The following is a 13,994-nucleotide window of genomic DNA, read 5'->3' on the forward strand; positions in this document are numbered from 1 at the left end:
CATGCCACTGGAGGAATGTTGATGGTTCCTGAAGAGAAGAACAACTAAAGGAGGTATTTAACTTCTTTGAAAGCATATTTTCTAAGAGAACCGTTTTTATCTTTCAGAATCAAATGTCCGTCGGGCTCCACACGGATCAGTTTGGCAGTAAACTCTCCTTTTGCATCGCAATAGGGGTGATAACCTTTCTTGCGGTATTGTGCTTTCAGGTAGTATTCCTGAATTTTGGTAATGATATCGGTTTCTCTGTTTTCTATCCGGGAATAGAGATCTATGATATGTTCCAATACGCTGTTCAGAACTTCCATTCTGTCTGTTTTCTTTTGAGTAATTTGTCTTAATGAAACAGGGTTGGGAGCAGATGAATGAAATTCTTCCTGGTTAATATTGATCCCTATCCCAATAATGCTCTGTGAAATTTGGCTTCCTGTTAAATCATTTTCAATCAATATGCCGGCTATTTTTTTGTCTTTCCAATAGATATCATTGGGCCATTTTATTTGCAGGCAATCTGCATGGACATAATGGGCCAATGCGGTACAAATGGCAGAAGCTACCGTCATAGATAAAATGAACTGACTGGCGGGAGCGATTGTTTGGGGGTAAAATACAGTGCTGAATGTCAGATTCTTGCCATATTCTGATTCCCATGAATTTCCACGTTGCCCTTTTCCGGCGGTTTGATATTCTGCCATAAGCGTGGTGAATTCCTTGATTTCTTTTTCCTGGCAAAGTTCTGCAAGTCGGTCATTTGTTGAGGTTACGGTTTCTTCTTTTAAGATTTTGCTTGACCAGTTAGGGGATCTCATCATATTCTTTTTTAAGTTTACGGGTGAATTTTTTGATAACCTCTTCGTATGAGTGGTCTATCAGTGATAAAATAAGTTTGTCGTCAATGTTACCTTGTAAGGATACTTGGTTCCAATATTTCTTATTGAAGTGATAGGCTCCTTCAATGCCGGAATGATGTTCTCTTAATTCCAAGGCATATTCGGGTGCACATTTTAAAGATAGCCATCCCGGGTTGTCCAATCCGATACAGGCATACATTTTCCCCATGACTTTGAATACTAAGGTGACATTGTCAAAAGGGAATTCTTCTGTTGTTCCTTTCTTTCTGATACAGTAATCGCGTATTGTTTCTATGTCCATATATAATATATATATTTTTACCAAATCGGAGGATAAAAGGCTTCTTCAATATGCTCTATAGTGAAAGGAGTCTTTTCGCCCACTAAGGTGATGATATCAAAACGTACAGGTAAATCTACTGAGAACTTGCGCAAGTATGCATCAGTTGAAGCTATAATTCTGCGAATCTTCTTATCTGTTACTGCATCTTCCGGATTACCGAATCTAGTATTCTTGCGGGTCTTTACCTCTATGACAATTAGTTCGTTCCGATATTCGGCGACAATATCCAGTTCTTTTTTTCCGCAATGCCAGTTCCGGTGGCGGATAGAATATCCTTTATCTATGAGATATGCAGCGGCCTCTTCTTCTCCCTCTTTGCCAAATTCGTTGTGTTCTGCCATTCTGTTTCTTTTTGTACAAAAATACTCTTTTTTATGCTTTGTATTTACAGAAGTAAAGCTAATTTTGCAGAGAATATGGCAAACAACGTAAAAAAGAGAGTAAAAGTACCGGCATCAACCCCTAAACGCAAGCAGCGTATGGTATGTTTGATGAGTGAAGAGGAAGTACGGATTGTGGATTGTTATCTTAAAAAGTATAAGATAACCAATAAGGCGCGTTGGTTACGCGAAACAGTATTGACTTTTATCCATCAGAAGATGGAAGAGGATTATCCTACATTGTTTAATGAACATGATATGAGAAGATAAGATGGCAGATGATACCTATTATATGAAACAAGCCTTGATGGAGGCTGTAAAAGCGGCTGAACAAGGAGAAGTTCCGGTGGGGGCGGTGGTAGTCTGTCGTGACCGCATCATTGGTCGTGGGCATAATTTGACAGAAACATTGAATGATGTTACAGCTCATGCCGAAATGCAGGCTGTCACAGCTGCGGCTAATACCTTGGGCGGGAAATACCTGAATGAATGTACTTTGTATGTCACTGTGGAACCGTGTGTGATGTGTGCCGGTGCCATAGCCTGGGCACAGACAGGAAAACTTGTCTTTGGTGCTGAAGATCCCAAAAGGGGATATCAAAAATATGCCCCCGATGCCTTGCATCCAAAGACGATCGTGGTGAAAGGAATACTCGCCGATGAATGTGCCCGATTGATGAAAGATTTCTTTAAGAAAAAACGATAATTCTTATTTCACCTCTTCATAATCTACATACTCTCCCTCATCGTCATCAAAGATTTTTTTTCTGTTTCCCGATGAATGAGAATGTCTATTTGAAGAAGATGAAGAGAATTCTGCAAAGTTTTCATTCTCGTCATTCGTTTGAGTCTGGGTATATGTATTTTGTTTTTGGTGGGTAGATGTTCGATTCTGGTAGGAGGGATGCTTGCCGATCCCGAACAATACACGCAGAATGTTGCCTAATATAGTGAAGCCGATAAAAACAATCAGCAGAAAAATAATAAGTAGAAAGCCTAAAAATCCAAACATAGTAATTTCTTTTTTTATATACCACGTACAACAAGCGTGCCACGTTTATTGTTTACGCTCTTTTTTTAGTTAAAAGAGATAGAATGATATACCACAGGATGATAGCTGCAAAACTGCTGATTTTGAAGAAAGCCAACAGGGGAATACATACAATGAGGAAAATATAGCTGACTTTGTTCTGTTTCCAGGCAAGACTCTTGAATTTTAATGAGAACATTGGAATTTCTGCCACCAGCAATAATGACATAATAACTACCAAGATGAAAAGATATGCCGCATTAAAAGAATCGGATATAAGAAAAGAATGTGCTCCTACAGTCAATGACCCCCAAAATAAAGCATTAGCCGGAGTGGGCATACCGATGAAACTACTGCTCTGGCGTGGGTCAATATTGAACTTGCCTAAACGCAAAGCTGAAAATACGGAAATAAGAAATGCTGTATAAGGCATATAATCGGCAACAGGCAATAGAAAATCAGGATAGTGTACCTCTTTAAATAAAGAAAAGACAATGGCGGAAGGAGCGAACCCAAAAGTGATGTCATCGGCCAACGAGTCTAATTCTTTTCCTAAAGGCCCTGATACTTTGAACAAACGTGCCAACATGCCATCAAAGAAATCAAATACAGCGCCTAGTATAATGAAAGAGATGGCCAAGGTATAGTTTTCGTTAAAAGCCATGACACTGGCAATACAGCCGGAGAATAAATTACAGCAAGTTACCGCGTTAGGAATGTGGCGTGTGATACAGTTTGCCATTGGTGATTTTCTTATTTTAGTTTAGCAATGACGGTTTCGTTACCTACAGTCGCTTGTCCCATCTTGACACAGACTTCGGTTCCTAGTGGGAGATAAACATCTACACGCGAACCGAATTTAATAAACCCCATGTGTTCATCAATATAGCAATCTTCTCCTACTTCGGCATAGGTCACGATTCGACGGGCTATTGCTCCTGCTATCTGGCGCGCCATGACAGTATGTCCTTCAGGAGTTTCAATAACGACCATAGAACGTTCATTTTCCGTACTGGCTTTAGGCAGCCATGCTTTCATAAATTTACCGTTATGATGGTCTACATGTTTCACTACTCCGTCTACGGGATACCAATTGGCATGTACATTGACAATGCTCATAAAAATAGAAATCATTAACCGGCGGTCATGAAAATATTCATGTTCATCTACTTCTTCTATAACTACTATTCTTCCGTCTGCCGGGGCTACTACGATTTTTTCAGTGTCGTGCTCGAATAATCGAATGGGACAACGGAAAAAGTTAACCATTAACAGGTAAACAACGATACTTGCGGTGGCAAATATATAAAATGGAATTTTGCACTCAATTCCCCAAAACAATAGGGCATTGATACCAATTAACAGGATGGCACTGACAATCAAGATGCTTGTTCCCTCTCTATGTAGTCTTATTTTCTTTAATTTCTTCAGTCGGTTCATGATTGTATAAAACCAATTATCGTGCAAAAATAAACTTATTTTGAAAACCTTGCAAATAAAAGTTGTTAGAAATGCCTATTTCGACTTCATTTAAGATAAAAAAAGCGAATGTTGATAACTTCTTCTTTATCTTTTTGCAGGTTTTATGAAAGCAGAGTATCTTTAGACAATTTTTTAGTAGAGTAACGATTATGCAGGATTTTGTCCATTTACATGTCCATACCCAGTATTCCATCCTTGATGGCCAGGCGTCTATTCCACGTTTGGTAGACAAGGCTATGGCTGATGGAATGAAAGGTATAGCCGTAACAGACCATGGTGATATGTTCGGTATCAAGGAATTCTTCAACTATGTAAATAAGAAGAATAGCAGTACTAACAGTGAGATAAAGGATTTGAAGAAAAGAATAGCCGGACTGGAAAAAGGTACGGTGGAATGTGATAATCCCGAGACGGAACTTGTGGCATGCAAGGAAAAATTGGAAACGGCAAAGAAGAAACTGTTTAAACCGATTTTCGGTTGTGAGATGTATGTGGCGCGCCGTCGTTTATTCAACAAAGAAGGAAAACCCGATCAAAGTGGTTATCACTTGGTTGTGCTTGCTAAAAATGAAAAAGGATACCACAACCTCATAAAATTAGTATCAAAGGCATGGACGGAAGGGTTCTATATGCGTCCGCGTACTGACCGTGTGGAATTGGAAAAATACCATGAAGGGTTGATTGTCTGTACTGCGTGTATTGCCGGAGAGGTTCCTAGAAATATCATAGCTGGAAAATATGAAGAGGCTGAGGAAGCTATCCAATGGTATAAACGTGTATTCGGAGATGATTTCTATTTGGAATTGCAACGTCATAAAGCGACGGTTCCTCGTGCGAACCATGAAGCTTATAAATTGCAGCAAATTGCTAACGAAAAGCTGATAGAGTATTCTAAAAAATTCAATGTCAAGCTGGTTTGTACCAATGACGTTCACTTTGTAGATGAAGAGAATGCTGAAGCACACGACAGGCTGATCTGTCTGAGTACGGGTAAGGATTTGGATGATCCTAACCGTATGCTCTATTCAAAGCAAGAGTGGATGAAGACACGTGCCGAGATGAATGAAGTTTTCGCTGATGTTCCCGAGGCTCTTTCAAATACGGTGGATATTTGTGATCAGGTGGAATTTTATAGTATAGATCATGCACCGATTATGCCTACTTTTGCTATTCCTGAAGATTTTGGAACAGAAGAGGGATATCGGAAGAAATATACAGAAAAGGACTTGTTTGATGAGTTCACTCAAGATGAAAACGGTAACGTGGTAATGAGTGAGGAGGCCGCTAAAGCCAAAATAGAGAAACTGGGTGGCTATGACAAACTCTATCGTATTAAACTGGAAGCTGATTATCTGAAGAAATTAGCGTTGGAAGGTGCGCATAAGCGTTATGGAGAAGTATTGAGTGAGGAAGTGCAGGAACGGATCAAATTCGAACTTCATATTATGAAGACGATGGGTTTTCCCGGTTACTTCTTGATTGTGCAGGATTTTATTCGTGCCGCGCGTGAAGAATTGGATGTGTCTGTGGGACCGGGACGTGGATCGGCGGCAGGTTCTGCCGTAGCATATTGTTTGGGTATCACTAAAATAGACCCTATTGCATACGATTTGCTGTTCGAACGTTTCCTGAATCCCGACCGTATTTCTTTGCCTGATATTGATGTGGATTTTGATGATGATGGTCGTGGACGAGTATTGAATTGGGTAACTGAAAAATATGGTCAGGAAAAGGTGGCGCATATCATTACATACGGTACGATGGCAACCAAGCTGGCAATCAAGGATGTAGCCCGTGTACAGAAATTACCTTTATCGGAGTCCGACCGTTTGTGTAAGTTGGTTCCGGATAAGATTCCTGATAAAAAAATGAATTTGCCTAATGCCATAGCTTATGTTCCCGAACTACAGGCAGCGGAAGTCTCACCCGATCCTATTTTGCGTGATACGATAAAGTATGCAAAGATGTTGGAGGGGAATGTCCGTAATACAGGTGTGCATGCGTGCGGTACTATTATATGTCGAGATGATATAACGGACTGGGTGCCTGTAAGTACGGCAGATGATAAGGAAACCGGTGAAAAAATGCTGGTGACCCAGTATGAAGGTTCAGTTATTGAAGATACTGGATTGATCAAGATGGACTTTTTGGGTCTGAAGACCCTTTCTATTATCAAAGAGGCGATTGAAAATATCAAGCATAGTAAGGGGATTATCTTGGATATTGACGAGGTTGACATTTCGGATCCTCCTACTTATGCTCTTTATAGTGAAGGACGGACGATTGGTACATTCCAGTTCGAATCTGCCGGTATGCAGAAATATTTGCGGGAATTGGAACCTAGCACTTTTGAGGATTTGATTGCGATGAATGCCCTTTATCGTCCGGGACCTATGGATTACATTCCGGACTTTATCGACCGTAAGCATGGCCGTAAGCCTATTGAGTATGATATTCCTATTATGGAGAAATATTTGAAAGATACATATGGTATTACGGTATATCAGGAGCAGGTCATGCTTTTGTCACGTTTGCTGGCGGATTTTACTCGTGGCGAATCCGATGCCTTGCGTAAAGCAATGGGTAAAAAACTGAGGGACAAACTAGACCATATGAAGCCTAAGTTTATTGAAGGCGGACGGAAGAACGGTCATGATCCCAAAGTACTTGAGAAGATTTGGACGGACTGGGAAAAGTTCGCTTCTTATGCATTCAATAAATCTCATGCTACTTGTTATTCGTGGGTGGCTTATCAGACAGCTTTTCTGAAAGCAAACTATCCGGCGGAATATATGGCGGCTACGATGAGCCGGAATATTTCGAATATCACGGAAATTACTAAATTGATGGACGAGAGTAAGGCGACTGGTATCATGACCAAGGGACCTGATGTGAATGAAAGTTATCTGAAGTTTTCTGTGAATCGTAAAGGGGATATCCGTTTTGGACTGGGAGCCATTAAGGGAGTGGGGGAAAGTGCTGTGCAGTCTATCCTTGAAGAACGTGAGAGAAATGGAGAATATAAAGATATTTTCGATTTTGTGCAGCGTGTAAATCTTTCGGCTTGCAATCGTAAGAATATAGAAAACTTGGCTTTGGCAGGTGCTTTTGATAGTTTCACAGGAATAAAGCGTGAAGACTTCTTTGTAAAGAACGCTAAAGATGAAACATTTACCGAAGTGTTGGTACGTTATGGGAATAAGTATCAGATGGATAAAGCCGCGGCTGCAAATTCTTTGTTTGGAGGTGAGAATCAGGTGGATATTGCTACTCCCGAAATCATTCCGTCTCCTGCATGGGGGGATTTGGAACGTTTGAATAAGGAACGTGATTTGGTAGGTATCTATCTTTCTGCCCATCCGTTGGATGAGTATGCTGTTATATTAGAGAATGTATGCAATGTCCACATGGCGGAACTTGCCGATTTAACCCCTTTGCAGAACAGAGACTTAACCATGGGAGGGATTGTGACTGCAGTGCGTGAGGGGTATACCAAGACGGGAAAACCATACGGTATTGCTAAAGTGGAAGATTATTCGGGCTCAGCAGAATTTGCTTTCTTCGGTAATGAATGGGTAGAGAAGAAGAACTTTTTTATGACCGGTATGTTTTTATTTATGCGAGGGAAATGTCAGCCAAAACAATGGCGGCAGGAAGAATGGGAGGTGAAGATAAGTACTATTGAGTTGTTACCGGAAGTAAAGGAAAAGATTATTGAGAAACTTACAGTTTCAGCTCCTTTGTCTGCATTGGATGAAGAGCTGATAACGGAGTTTTCAGCCTTAATCAAGGCACATCCCGGTAATGCAGAGCTTTATTTTCATGTGATGGATGAGGATGGACAAATGTATGTCAATCTGATGTCACGTACTATGAAAATTTCAGTTCAAAAAGAGATCATGACTTATTTAAAGAGCCAACCACAGCTCTCTTACAAAATTAATTAGTATATTTGCGCTAACATTTTAAATAACTAAGTATAATAATTATGGCACTAGAAATTAAAGATAGCAATTTTGAAGAATTGCTGGCATCAGGCAAGCCTGTAGTAGTGGACTTTTGGGCAACATGGTGTGGTCCTTGTAAAAAAATAGCTCCGGATGTTGAAGCTTTGGCAGAAGAATATAAGGATCAGGTAATAATTGGAAAGTGCGACGTGGATGATAACGACGAACTGACCGGTAAATTTGGTGTACGTAACATTCCTACTGTTCTTTTTATCAAGGACGGTGAAGTGAAAGATAAGACTGTAGGTGCAGTGACCAAAGCTCAGCTGGAAGAAAAAATAAAAGCTTTACTGTAATAAAAAGAATATTCACCCCTTTAATATATACGACTATGGGAATGGAAGACGATTTCTTATTGGAAGATGAGGATGATCAAAAAACGATAGAGTTTATCAAAAATTATCTGCCTCAGGATTTGAAAGATAAATTCACGGAGGATGATTTATATTATATCCTTGATGTGATTGTGGATTACTATACCTCCAGCGGATGCCTTGATGTACAACCTGATGAAGAGGGATACATTAACATTGATCAAGATGAAATTGTGAATTACATAGTCAAGGAAGCCAAGAAAGACGGAATGGGGCCTTATGACCCCGATGATGTATTCTTTGTAGTCCAAGGGGAAATGGAATATGGGAATTCATTGGGACAAGTGGATTAAGAAGAAAGTCTCATAATAAAATAAAAGATGCGTATCTCTATGTAGGGGATGCGCATTTTTTTATACTTGAAAACAAGGTAGTATCTACTATTAGCTCTCTTATTTCTTTTGTAAAAGAAAATAATAGAATACCTTTGTAAAAACACTCATGCTCATTTTAACTATAAAAACATTGCTTAATGGCTAAAAAGAAAAATTCCCAATTCCTGCCTGGTCTTTTGGAGGATATCATGTCTTTATTGACCCCGGAAGAACAAGAAATTGCATTTGAATTGTTTAATGATGGAGCGAATCAGGTAGATGAAGAACTGTCTCATATTTATTATCATCATCAGTGTCCCGATTATAGATTGATTGCGCAGCCGATCGCATCTTATCTGATGCCTTTGTGGACGATGGATGATATGAGTAGTCTGTCACCGGCTGAAATCTACTCTTCTTGTGCTGTTATTCCACAAGAAACATTGGAACGAGATCTCCGCAATTTTATCTTTAATATCTTTGTCGTATATCGGAAAATGCCCGAAAAATGTTATTCATATAGAATGTGGTATGCATTAGGAATAATGGAGCATTTTCGTATGGAACATTGTTTGGATATTGTTTTGGAAGTGCTGCGGCAAGATTTGGATTTTTATGATTTTTATTTCGGTTATTTGTATGAAACAATGTTGTCTGCCATTACCTATCAATTGGGACAGAATCAATTAGATGTTTTGATGGACTTTATGAAAGAGCCCGGACTGCTTCCTATGTCTAAATATAGAGTGATTGAAGCTGTTGCTCATATTGTGATAACTCATCCTGACAGAAGAGAGGAAGTGATGGATTGGTTTGGTAATTTGTTGAGTTATTATTTTGATGTACTGAAAGAGCAGAAGAATGATATTTGTTCTACTTTGCTGCTTGATCATGTTACAGCTTGCATGATGGATATTCGCGGGGTAGAAACTTTACCTATTTTGCAAAAGATTTATCGGACTTATCATATTAAACCTTATGGTATTCCAAGTATTAATGAACTAAAGAAAAAAATGCCTTATGCGGAAATGCATGGGTTGGAAATGGAACGGGTAGAGGATTATTTAGTTGAAGTTTTCGAGGTTGCTACTGACGAGGAAGAAGATGAGGAGATTTATGATGATCCGCTTTATATGGAGGATCAGCCTGCTAAAAAATTTAGAATAAAAATAGAGTTGAAAGACTCTGAACCATTAGTCTGGCGCATATTGGAGGTTCCTTCGAATATTTGTTTGGAAAGATTTTCTGAGGTGGTAGAAGTGGCAATGGGATGGGATGGTTATCATTTGCATCGTTTTATTAAGGGGAACACTTATTATCTTCCTCCCAAAGATCGGGCAGATGATTGTTTTTTTGAAGGTGTACCCAAACAGTTTGATTCCGGTATGCTTTCTTTAGGTGAATTATTAAGTCGTAAGGGATCAAAAATTAAGTATGAATATGATTTCGGTGATAGTTGGATACATGAAATTATATTAGAATCCTGCCAGTCCTATAAGAAAGAGGAAATTCCGGTTATAGCCTTGTTGGATGGTGAAAATGCTTGTCCGCCAGAAGATTGTAATGGCATATGGGGGTATAGGAAAATGCTGAAAGCTTTAGAAAAGCCTCGCTCTAAAGCTGCGCGTGAATATAAAGAATGGTTGGGGTATAATTTTGATCCTACTGAATTTGATCTTGATGAAACTAGGGGGCTGTTGGCTGAAATTGTAGATTGATTTGGATTTTTGTTATAACAGGGGGCGGGTGGAAATCCTGCTCTTTCCTAAAAAACTTGTTTTATGTCTGTGGATAGGGGAATGTAATATCCACAGATTTTGTTCACTATGTGTTTATACGATGCCTTGTACATTCAAAAAGAAATAAATGCCTGTAGCTATCATTAATAGTCCTAATATAGCATAGAAAAGTCGTGCACGCTGACGCCCTGCATTACTGACAATGAACTGTGTGTTGTGTGCGGTAAAGAACCACTCCCAATTAAATAAGGCTGCCAGAACGGACAATAGTCCTACCAATACGAATATGGCTTGGATCAGATAATGCATTCCCATAATTTAATGAATTTGGCTGTAGGGGCAGATTTTGTTCGTCCCTACAGTGAATATTTTTCTTTTATTCAGCTTCAAAGTGCATGATTCGGCTTCCATCTTCAGATTCTTCAATCTCGACTTTTACAGCATTGCCAGGCAAAAGTTCTTCTACCAGTTCCGGCCATTCGATGAAGCAGAGGGCACCGCTATAGAAATAATCCTCATATCCCATGTCGTATACTTCGTCCAGTTTCTTGATACGATAGAAATCAAAATGGTAAATAAGTTCACCGGTTTCATCCGAACGGTATTCGTTGACAATGGCAAAAGTTGGCGAGTTGATGACATCTGTTACCCCCAGCTCTTCGCATACAGCTTTGATAAATGTTGTTTTACCGGCTCCCATCTTTCCGTAGAAAGCAAAAACGGTATTATCACCCATAGCTGCGATGAATTGTTTGGCAGCTTCGTGGATAGAGTCTAAAGAATTGATTTTAATTTCCATATCCATTGGTTTGATTGAGTTTCTTTTGTTTGCAAAGGTACATGCTTTTCCCCATTTTGCAAAAAGTATAGATGAGGATTGAAAAAAAGATTATTGCTGCACCCGAAGGAACTTGTAATTTATAAGAAATGAACAGTCCGCCTAAACAACCTGCATAACCGGTGATGACGGACCACCAGATAATTTTCTTGAAACTATGGGTAAACAAATTGGCGGTCATTTGCGGTAAAGTCAGCAGGGAAATGGCAAGTACTATACCTACCATGCGGAGGCATGATACGATGGTCAGTGCGATGAACATCATCAGAATATATTCAAATAAAGCTACCGGTATACGTTGGGAACGGGCGAATTCCCGGTCGAAAGCGATGCAAATGATAGGATTCAGAAATAAAGTGAAGAATAGTGTCAGCAGCACGGAAAGAATGGCAAGTAACAGAATATCTGTGGGCGTAATGGTCAGAATGTTGCCGAACAGAAAGGCGGATAAATCGGGAGTGAATCCTGGAGCTAGAAAGCTAAAGATAATACCTACTGCCATACCGAAAGTCCAAAACACGGCGATAGCGGAATCTTCGCGCATATCTTTCCGTTTGCTTAACCATTCTACCCCAAAGGAAGAGAGTACGGAGAAGATTGCAGCAGATAATAGAGGGGAGATTCCTGCGTATAATCCTAGGCCGATACCTCCAAAAGAGGCGTGGGTAATTCCTCCACTGATGAATACCAAACGGCGCGTCACAATGTATGTGCCGATAATGCCACAGGCAATGCTGGCAAACAAGCTTCCTAGCAAGGCATGTTGGAAGAAAGTATAATGCAAAAGTTCTAATATATCCATATTTTTTTCAGTGGTTTTTATTCAAATGGAGACTTTGCTTGGTGTAGGCGGATTATTTGAATCTTCGTTCACCTACAATCAGGAAAAGCTCGTCTTTCAACTCGTCCGGCAGTTCTATTCCACGCAATTGCAGGCTACGGCTCCATCCGGCTACTTCATCTTCTTTACAAGTGTACATGATTTCCCGAAATTCTTCCACTTCTTCTTCATTATAACCATTTGAGGGACGGCCGCGAAAGCGGTCCAGTTCCTCGTCATCATAATATTCTATTTTTTTGCTGACAGCGGCAAGCAGGCTTTCTTTTTCACAAATTTCATGTTGCCCACAACATTCAGCGTCTGCTTCCACTATTTCGGGAGCAGCCTTCAATTCTCCGCTTTCTATCTTTTTTTGTATCTGGCGGTTGTGTAAAACTCCCACTGTCATGGCGATACCTGCCAAAATAATCAGACCAATAATAAGTATGAGCATAACTTTATACCTCCTCTATTATAAAACCAGCTTTCTTTAAATCTTCCCAATAGTAAGGATAGGATTTTGAAACGACCTGTGGATTATTAATCCGGATTTCGGGCATTACTACACAAGCCGGAGCGAATGCCATAGCCATACGGTGGTCCTCATAAGTGTCAATGGCAACATCAGCGGTCATTTCACATCGTTCACCTTCCCAAGACAGAATACGATCATCTGTTTCATGAAGTATATATCCTAGCTTTCCCATTTCTTGTATCAAGGCTGCCATACGGTCTGTTTCTTTAATCTTCAAACTTTGTAAGCCTGAGAAGCGGAAGGGAATATTCATTAACGCACAAGTGACGACAAACGTTTGTGCCAAATCCGGTTGGTTGATGAAATCATAATCCAGCCGTTCGGTTATTTTATCGGTCTTTTTCAATGTTACCGTTTTATTTCCATAAATACTTTCGATTCCTAGTAACTGGAAAATTTCAGCCACTTTACTGTCCCCTTGATAGCTTGTTTCGAATAATCCCGGTAAGATGATTTCCGCTTTGTTGGAAAGAGCGGCTATCTGATACCAATATGAAGCTGCGCTCCAATCACTTTCCACGTAGAAAGGTATGGATTGGTAGGGTTGCGGCTCAACTTTTAGTTGATATTCATTGAGCCATTTGGCTCTAGCACCAAAATCGTTCATCAGCTGCAGGGTAAGGTTGATATAAGGGCGGGATATGATTTCTCCTGTCAGTGTAAGGGTCAGTCCGTTACTTAGTATAGGGGCAATCATCAATAAGGCTGAGATATATTGAGAACTGACATTACCCGGCAGGCTGATGGTATCTTTCTGCAGTTTGTGCCCGGTGATACGCAGAGGAGGATATCCGTCATTGATTATGTATTCAATTTCTGCTCCCAGCTCACGTAAAGCATTGACCAACACCTGGATAGGACGTTGTTGCATACGTTGTGTACCAGTGATGATCCGTGTTCCCGGAGTGACGGACAAATAAGCAGTAAGAAAGCGCATGGCTGTTCCGGCTGCCATAATGTCTATGGTATTTTTGCCGTCATTTAAGGCGTGAATCATTACTTGGGTATCATCGCAGTCAGATAGGTTCTCAAGTTGGAATGTTCTATTTCCCAGTGCATTGATTATCAATGCACGGTTGCTGATACTCTTGGAAGAGGGGAGCTGGATAGTTGTATGTATTTGAGCGGGTGCCGTTACTTTTATTTGCATCATACCTTATATAATATAATAATGTGTATCGGATTGCAAAGGTAGGAATATTATCTTAATACTTGAAGGTTGCTACTTAAAAAAGGAGGCCGGAGAGTATAAAAAAGCCGGGAACATGGAAAGGTGGTTGT

General features: G+C 40.0%; 17 protein-coding genes. 6 read left to right on the forward strand and 11 right to left on the reverse strand.

The window, feature by feature from the left end; all coding sequences use genetic code 11:
- Positions 1-44: 44 nt before the first annotated feature.
- The 3 genes from BVU_RS09510 to BVU_RS09520 are packed head-to-tail and all read right to left on the reverse strand — an operon-like array spanning position 45 to position 1,535.
- Complete coding sequence (locus BVU_RS09510; RefSeq protein WP_011965371.1) at positions 45-812, reverse strand: biotin--[acetyl-CoA-carboxylase] ligase; 768 nt, start codon at positions 810-812, stop codon at positions 45-47.
- Positions 796-1,152 carry an MmcQ/YjbR family DNA-binding protein gene (locus tag BVU_RS09515; protein ID WP_005839873.1) on the reverse strand — a complete coding sequence of 119 codons (357 nt, stop codon included), beginning with the start codon at positions 1,150-1,152 and terminating at the stop codon, positions 796-798. The genes BVU_RS09510 and BVU_RS09515 overlap by 17 nt, the downstream gene beginning before the upstream one ends.
- A 17-nt stretch (positions 1,153-1,169) precedes the next feature.
- Entirely contained in the window at positions 1,170-1,535 is a 366-nt protein-coding gene (locus BVU_RS09520) for a YraN family protein (RefSeq protein ID WP_005839876.1), read from the reverse strand.
- Positions 1,536-1,610: 75 nt separating this feature from the next.
- Here BVU_RS09520 and BVU_RS09525 point away from each other — a divergent pair, with 75 nt between their 5' ends.
- Positions 1,611-1,844 (forward strand): hypothetical protein, encoded by a 234-nt coding sequence (locus BVU_RS09525; RefSeq protein WP_008674910.1) that lies wholly within the window; start codon positions 1,611-1,613, stop codon positions 1,842-1,844.
- A gap of 1 nt (position 1,845) precedes the next feature.
- On the forward strand, positions 1,846-2,280 hold the full coding sequence (locus tag BVU_RS09530) for a nucleoside deaminase (protein ID WP_005839880.1): 435 nt from the start codon (positions 1,846-1,848) through the stop codon (positions 2,278-2,280).
- Positions 2,281-2,283: 3 nt separating this feature from the next.
- On the opposite strand, the gene BVU_RS09535 is transcribed toward BVU_RS09530, so the two are convergent.
- Genes BVU_RS09535 through BVU_RS09545 form a run of 3 tightly spaced genes read right to left on the reverse strand, consistent with a single transcriptional unit; the run spans position 2,284 to position 4,044 of the window.
- Positions 2,284-2,586: a DUF4834 family protein gene (locus tag BVU_RS09535; protein ID WP_005839881.1), complete on the reverse strand. Its 303-nt coding sequence runs from the start codon at positions 2,584-2,586 to the stop codon at positions 2,284-2,286.
- A 52-nt stretch (positions 2,587-2,638) separates the two neighbouring features.
- On the reverse strand, positions 2,639-3,346 hold the full coding sequence (locus BVU_RS09540; RefSeq protein ID WP_005839882.1) for a CDP-alcohol phosphatidyltransferase family protein: 708 nt from the start codon (positions 3,344-3,346) through the stop codon (positions 2,639-2,641).
- 11 nt (positions 3,347-3,357) lie between these two features.
- A complete protein-coding gene (locus BVU_RS09545) occupies positions 3,358-4,044 on the reverse strand; it encodes a phosphatidylserine decarboxylase family protein (protein WP_005849101.1) in 687 nt (228 codons plus the stop codon).
- Positions 4,045-4,235: 191 nt separating this feature from the next.
- On the opposite strand from BVU_RS09545, the gene dnaE reads away from it, so the two are divergent.
- The 4 genes from dnaE to BVU_RS09565 all read left to right on the forward strand — a co-directional run bounded on the left by dnaE (position 4,236) and on the right by BVU_RS09565 (position 10,499).
- Positions 4,236-8,033, forward strand: a complete 3,798-nt coding sequence (dnaE, locus tag BVU_RS09550) for a DNA polymerase III subunit alpha (protein ID WP_005839888.1) — start codon at positions 4,236-4,238, stop codon at positions 8,031-8,033.
- 41 nt (positions 8,034-8,074) lie between these two features.
- Entirely contained in the window at positions 8,075-8,389 is a 315-nt protein-coding gene (gene trxA / locus BVU_RS09555) for a thioredoxin (RefSeq protein WP_005839896.1), read from the forward strand.
- Positions 8,390-8,424: 35 nt separating this feature from the next.
- Positions 8,425-8,760, forward strand: a complete 336-nt coding sequence (locus BVU_RS09560) for a hypothetical protein (RefSeq protein ID WP_005839898.1) — start codon at positions 8,425-8,427, stop codon at positions 8,758-8,760.
- Between the two features lie 179 nt (positions 8,761-8,939).
- The gene (locus tag BVU_RS09565) at positions 8,940-10,499 is read left to right on the forward strand and encodes a plasmid pRiA4b ORF-3 family protein (protein WP_005839900.1); all 1,560 of its coding nucleotides are present in this window, start codon (positions 8,940-8,942) and stop codon (positions 10,497-10,499) included.
- Positions 10,500-10,613: 114 nt separating this feature from the next.
- Here BVU_RS09565 and BVU_RS09570 read toward each other — a convergent pair whose 3' ends face one another.
- The 5 genes from BVU_RS09570 to BVU_RS09590 form a co-directional block, all read right to left on the reverse strand.
- Positions 10,614-10,835 (reverse strand): immunity 17 family protein, encoded by a 222-nt coding sequence (locus BVU_RS09570; protein WP_008656251.1) that lies wholly within the window; start codon positions 10,833-10,835, stop codon positions 10,614-10,616.
- Between the two features lie 61 nt (positions 10,836-10,896).
- The gene (gene tsaE, locus BVU_RS09575; protein ID WP_005849089.1) at positions 10,897-11,325 is read right to left on the reverse strand and encodes a tRNA (adenosine(37)-N6)-threonylcarbamoyltransferase complex ATPase subunit type 1 TsaE; all 429 of its coding nucleotides are present in this window, start codon (positions 11,323-11,325) and stop codon (positions 10,897-10,899) included.
- Entirely contained in the window at positions 11,309-12,160 is an 852-nt protein-coding gene (locus BVU_RS09580; RefSeq protein ID WP_005839906.1) for a metal ABC transporter permease, read from the reverse strand. Before BVU_RS09580 ends, tsaE begins: the two co-directional genes overlap by 17 nt.
- A 52-nt stretch (positions 12,161-12,212) precedes the next feature.
- Entirely contained in the window at positions 12,213-12,632 is a 420-nt protein-coding gene (locus BVU_RS09585; RefSeq protein WP_005839908.1) for a hypothetical protein, read from the reverse strand.
- A 4-nt stretch (positions 12,633-12,636) separates the two neighbouring features.
- Positions 12,637-13,866 (reverse strand): 3-phosphoshikimate 1-carboxyvinyltransferase, encoded by a 1,230-nt coding sequence (locus tag BVU_RS09590; RefSeq protein ID WP_011965372.1) that lies wholly within the window; start codon positions 13,864-13,866, stop codon positions 12,637-12,639.
- Positions 13,867-13,994 lie beyond the last annotated feature (128 nt).

The organism is Phocaeicola vulgatus ATCC 8482, assembly GCF_000012825.1.
Lineage (GTDB): Bacteria > Bacteroidota > Bacteroidia > Bacteroidales > Bacteroidaceae > Phocaeicola > Phocaeicola vulgatus.

What these genes read in the sequence shown, in the direction of transcription:
- BVU_RS09510 (WP_011965371.1), bottom strand. Translation starts at nt 812, where the DNA reads ATGATGAGATCCCCTAACTGGTCAAGCAAAATCTTAAAAGAAGAAACC.
- BVU_RS09515 (WP_005839873.1), bottom strand. Translation starts at nt 1,152, where the DNA reads ATGGACATAGAAACAATACGCGATTACTGTATCAGAAAGAAAGGAACA.
- BVU_RS09520 (WP_005839876.1), bottom strand. Translation starts at nt 1,535, where the DNA reads ATGGCAGAACACAACGAATTTGGCAAAGAGGGAGAAGAAGAGGCCGCT.
- BVU_RS09525 (WP_008674910.1), top strand. Translation starts at nt 1,611, where the DNA reads ATGGCAAACAACGTAAAAAAGAGAGTAAAAGTACCGGCATCAACCCCT.
- BVU_RS09530 (WP_005839880.1), top strand. Translation starts at nt 1,846, where the DNA reads ATGGCAGATGATACCTATTATATGAAACAAGCCTTGATGGAGGCTGTA.
- BVU_RS09535 (WP_005839881.1), bottom strand. Translation starts at nt 2,586, where the DNA reads ATGTTTGGATTTTTAGGCTTTCTACTTATTATTTTTCTGCTGATTGTT.
- BVU_RS09540 (WP_005839882.1), bottom strand. Translation starts at nt 3,346, where the DNA reads ATGGCAAACTGTATCACACGCCACATTCCTAACGCGGTAACTTGCTGT.
- BVU_RS09545 (WP_005849101.1), bottom strand. Translation starts at nt 4,044, where the DNA reads ATGAACCGACTGAAGAAATTAAAGAAAATAAGACTACATAGAGAGGGA.
- dnaE (WP_005839888.1), top strand. Translation starts at nt 4,236, where the DNA reads ATGCAGGATTTTGTCCATTTACATGTCCATACCCAGTATTCCATCCTT.
- trxA (WP_005839896.1), top strand. Translation starts at nt 8,075, where the DNA reads ATGGCACTAGAAATTAAAGATAGCAATTTTGAAGAATTGCTGGCATCA.
- BVU_RS09560 (WP_005839898.1), top strand. Translation starts at nt 8,425, where the DNA reads ATGGGAATGGAAGACGATTTCTTATTGGAAGATGAGGATGATCAAAAA.
- BVU_RS09565 (WP_005839900.1), top strand. Translation starts at nt 8,940, where the DNA reads ATGGCTAAAAAGAAAAATTCCCAATTCCTGCCTGGTCTTTTGGAGGAT.
- BVU_RS09570 (WP_008656251.1), bottom strand. Translation starts at nt 10,835, where the DNA reads ATGGGAATGCATTATCTGATCCAAGCCATATTCGTATTGGTAGGACTA.
- tsaE (WP_005849089.1), bottom strand. Translation starts at nt 11,325, where the DNA reads ATGGATATGGAAATTAAAATCAATTCTTTAGACTCTATCCACGAAGCT.
- BVU_RS09580 (WP_005839906.1), bottom strand. Translation starts at nt 12,160, where the DNA reads ATGGATATATTAGAACTTTTGCATTATACTTTCTTCCAACATGCCTTG.
- BVU_RS09585 (WP_005839908.1), bottom strand. Translation starts at nt 12,632, where the DNA reads ATGCTCATACTTATTATTGGTCTGATTATTTTGGCAGGTATCGCCATG.
- BVU_RS09590 (WP_011965372.1), bottom strand. Translation starts at nt 13,866, where the DNA reads ATGATGCAAATAAAAGTAACGGCACCCGCTCAAATACATACAACTATC.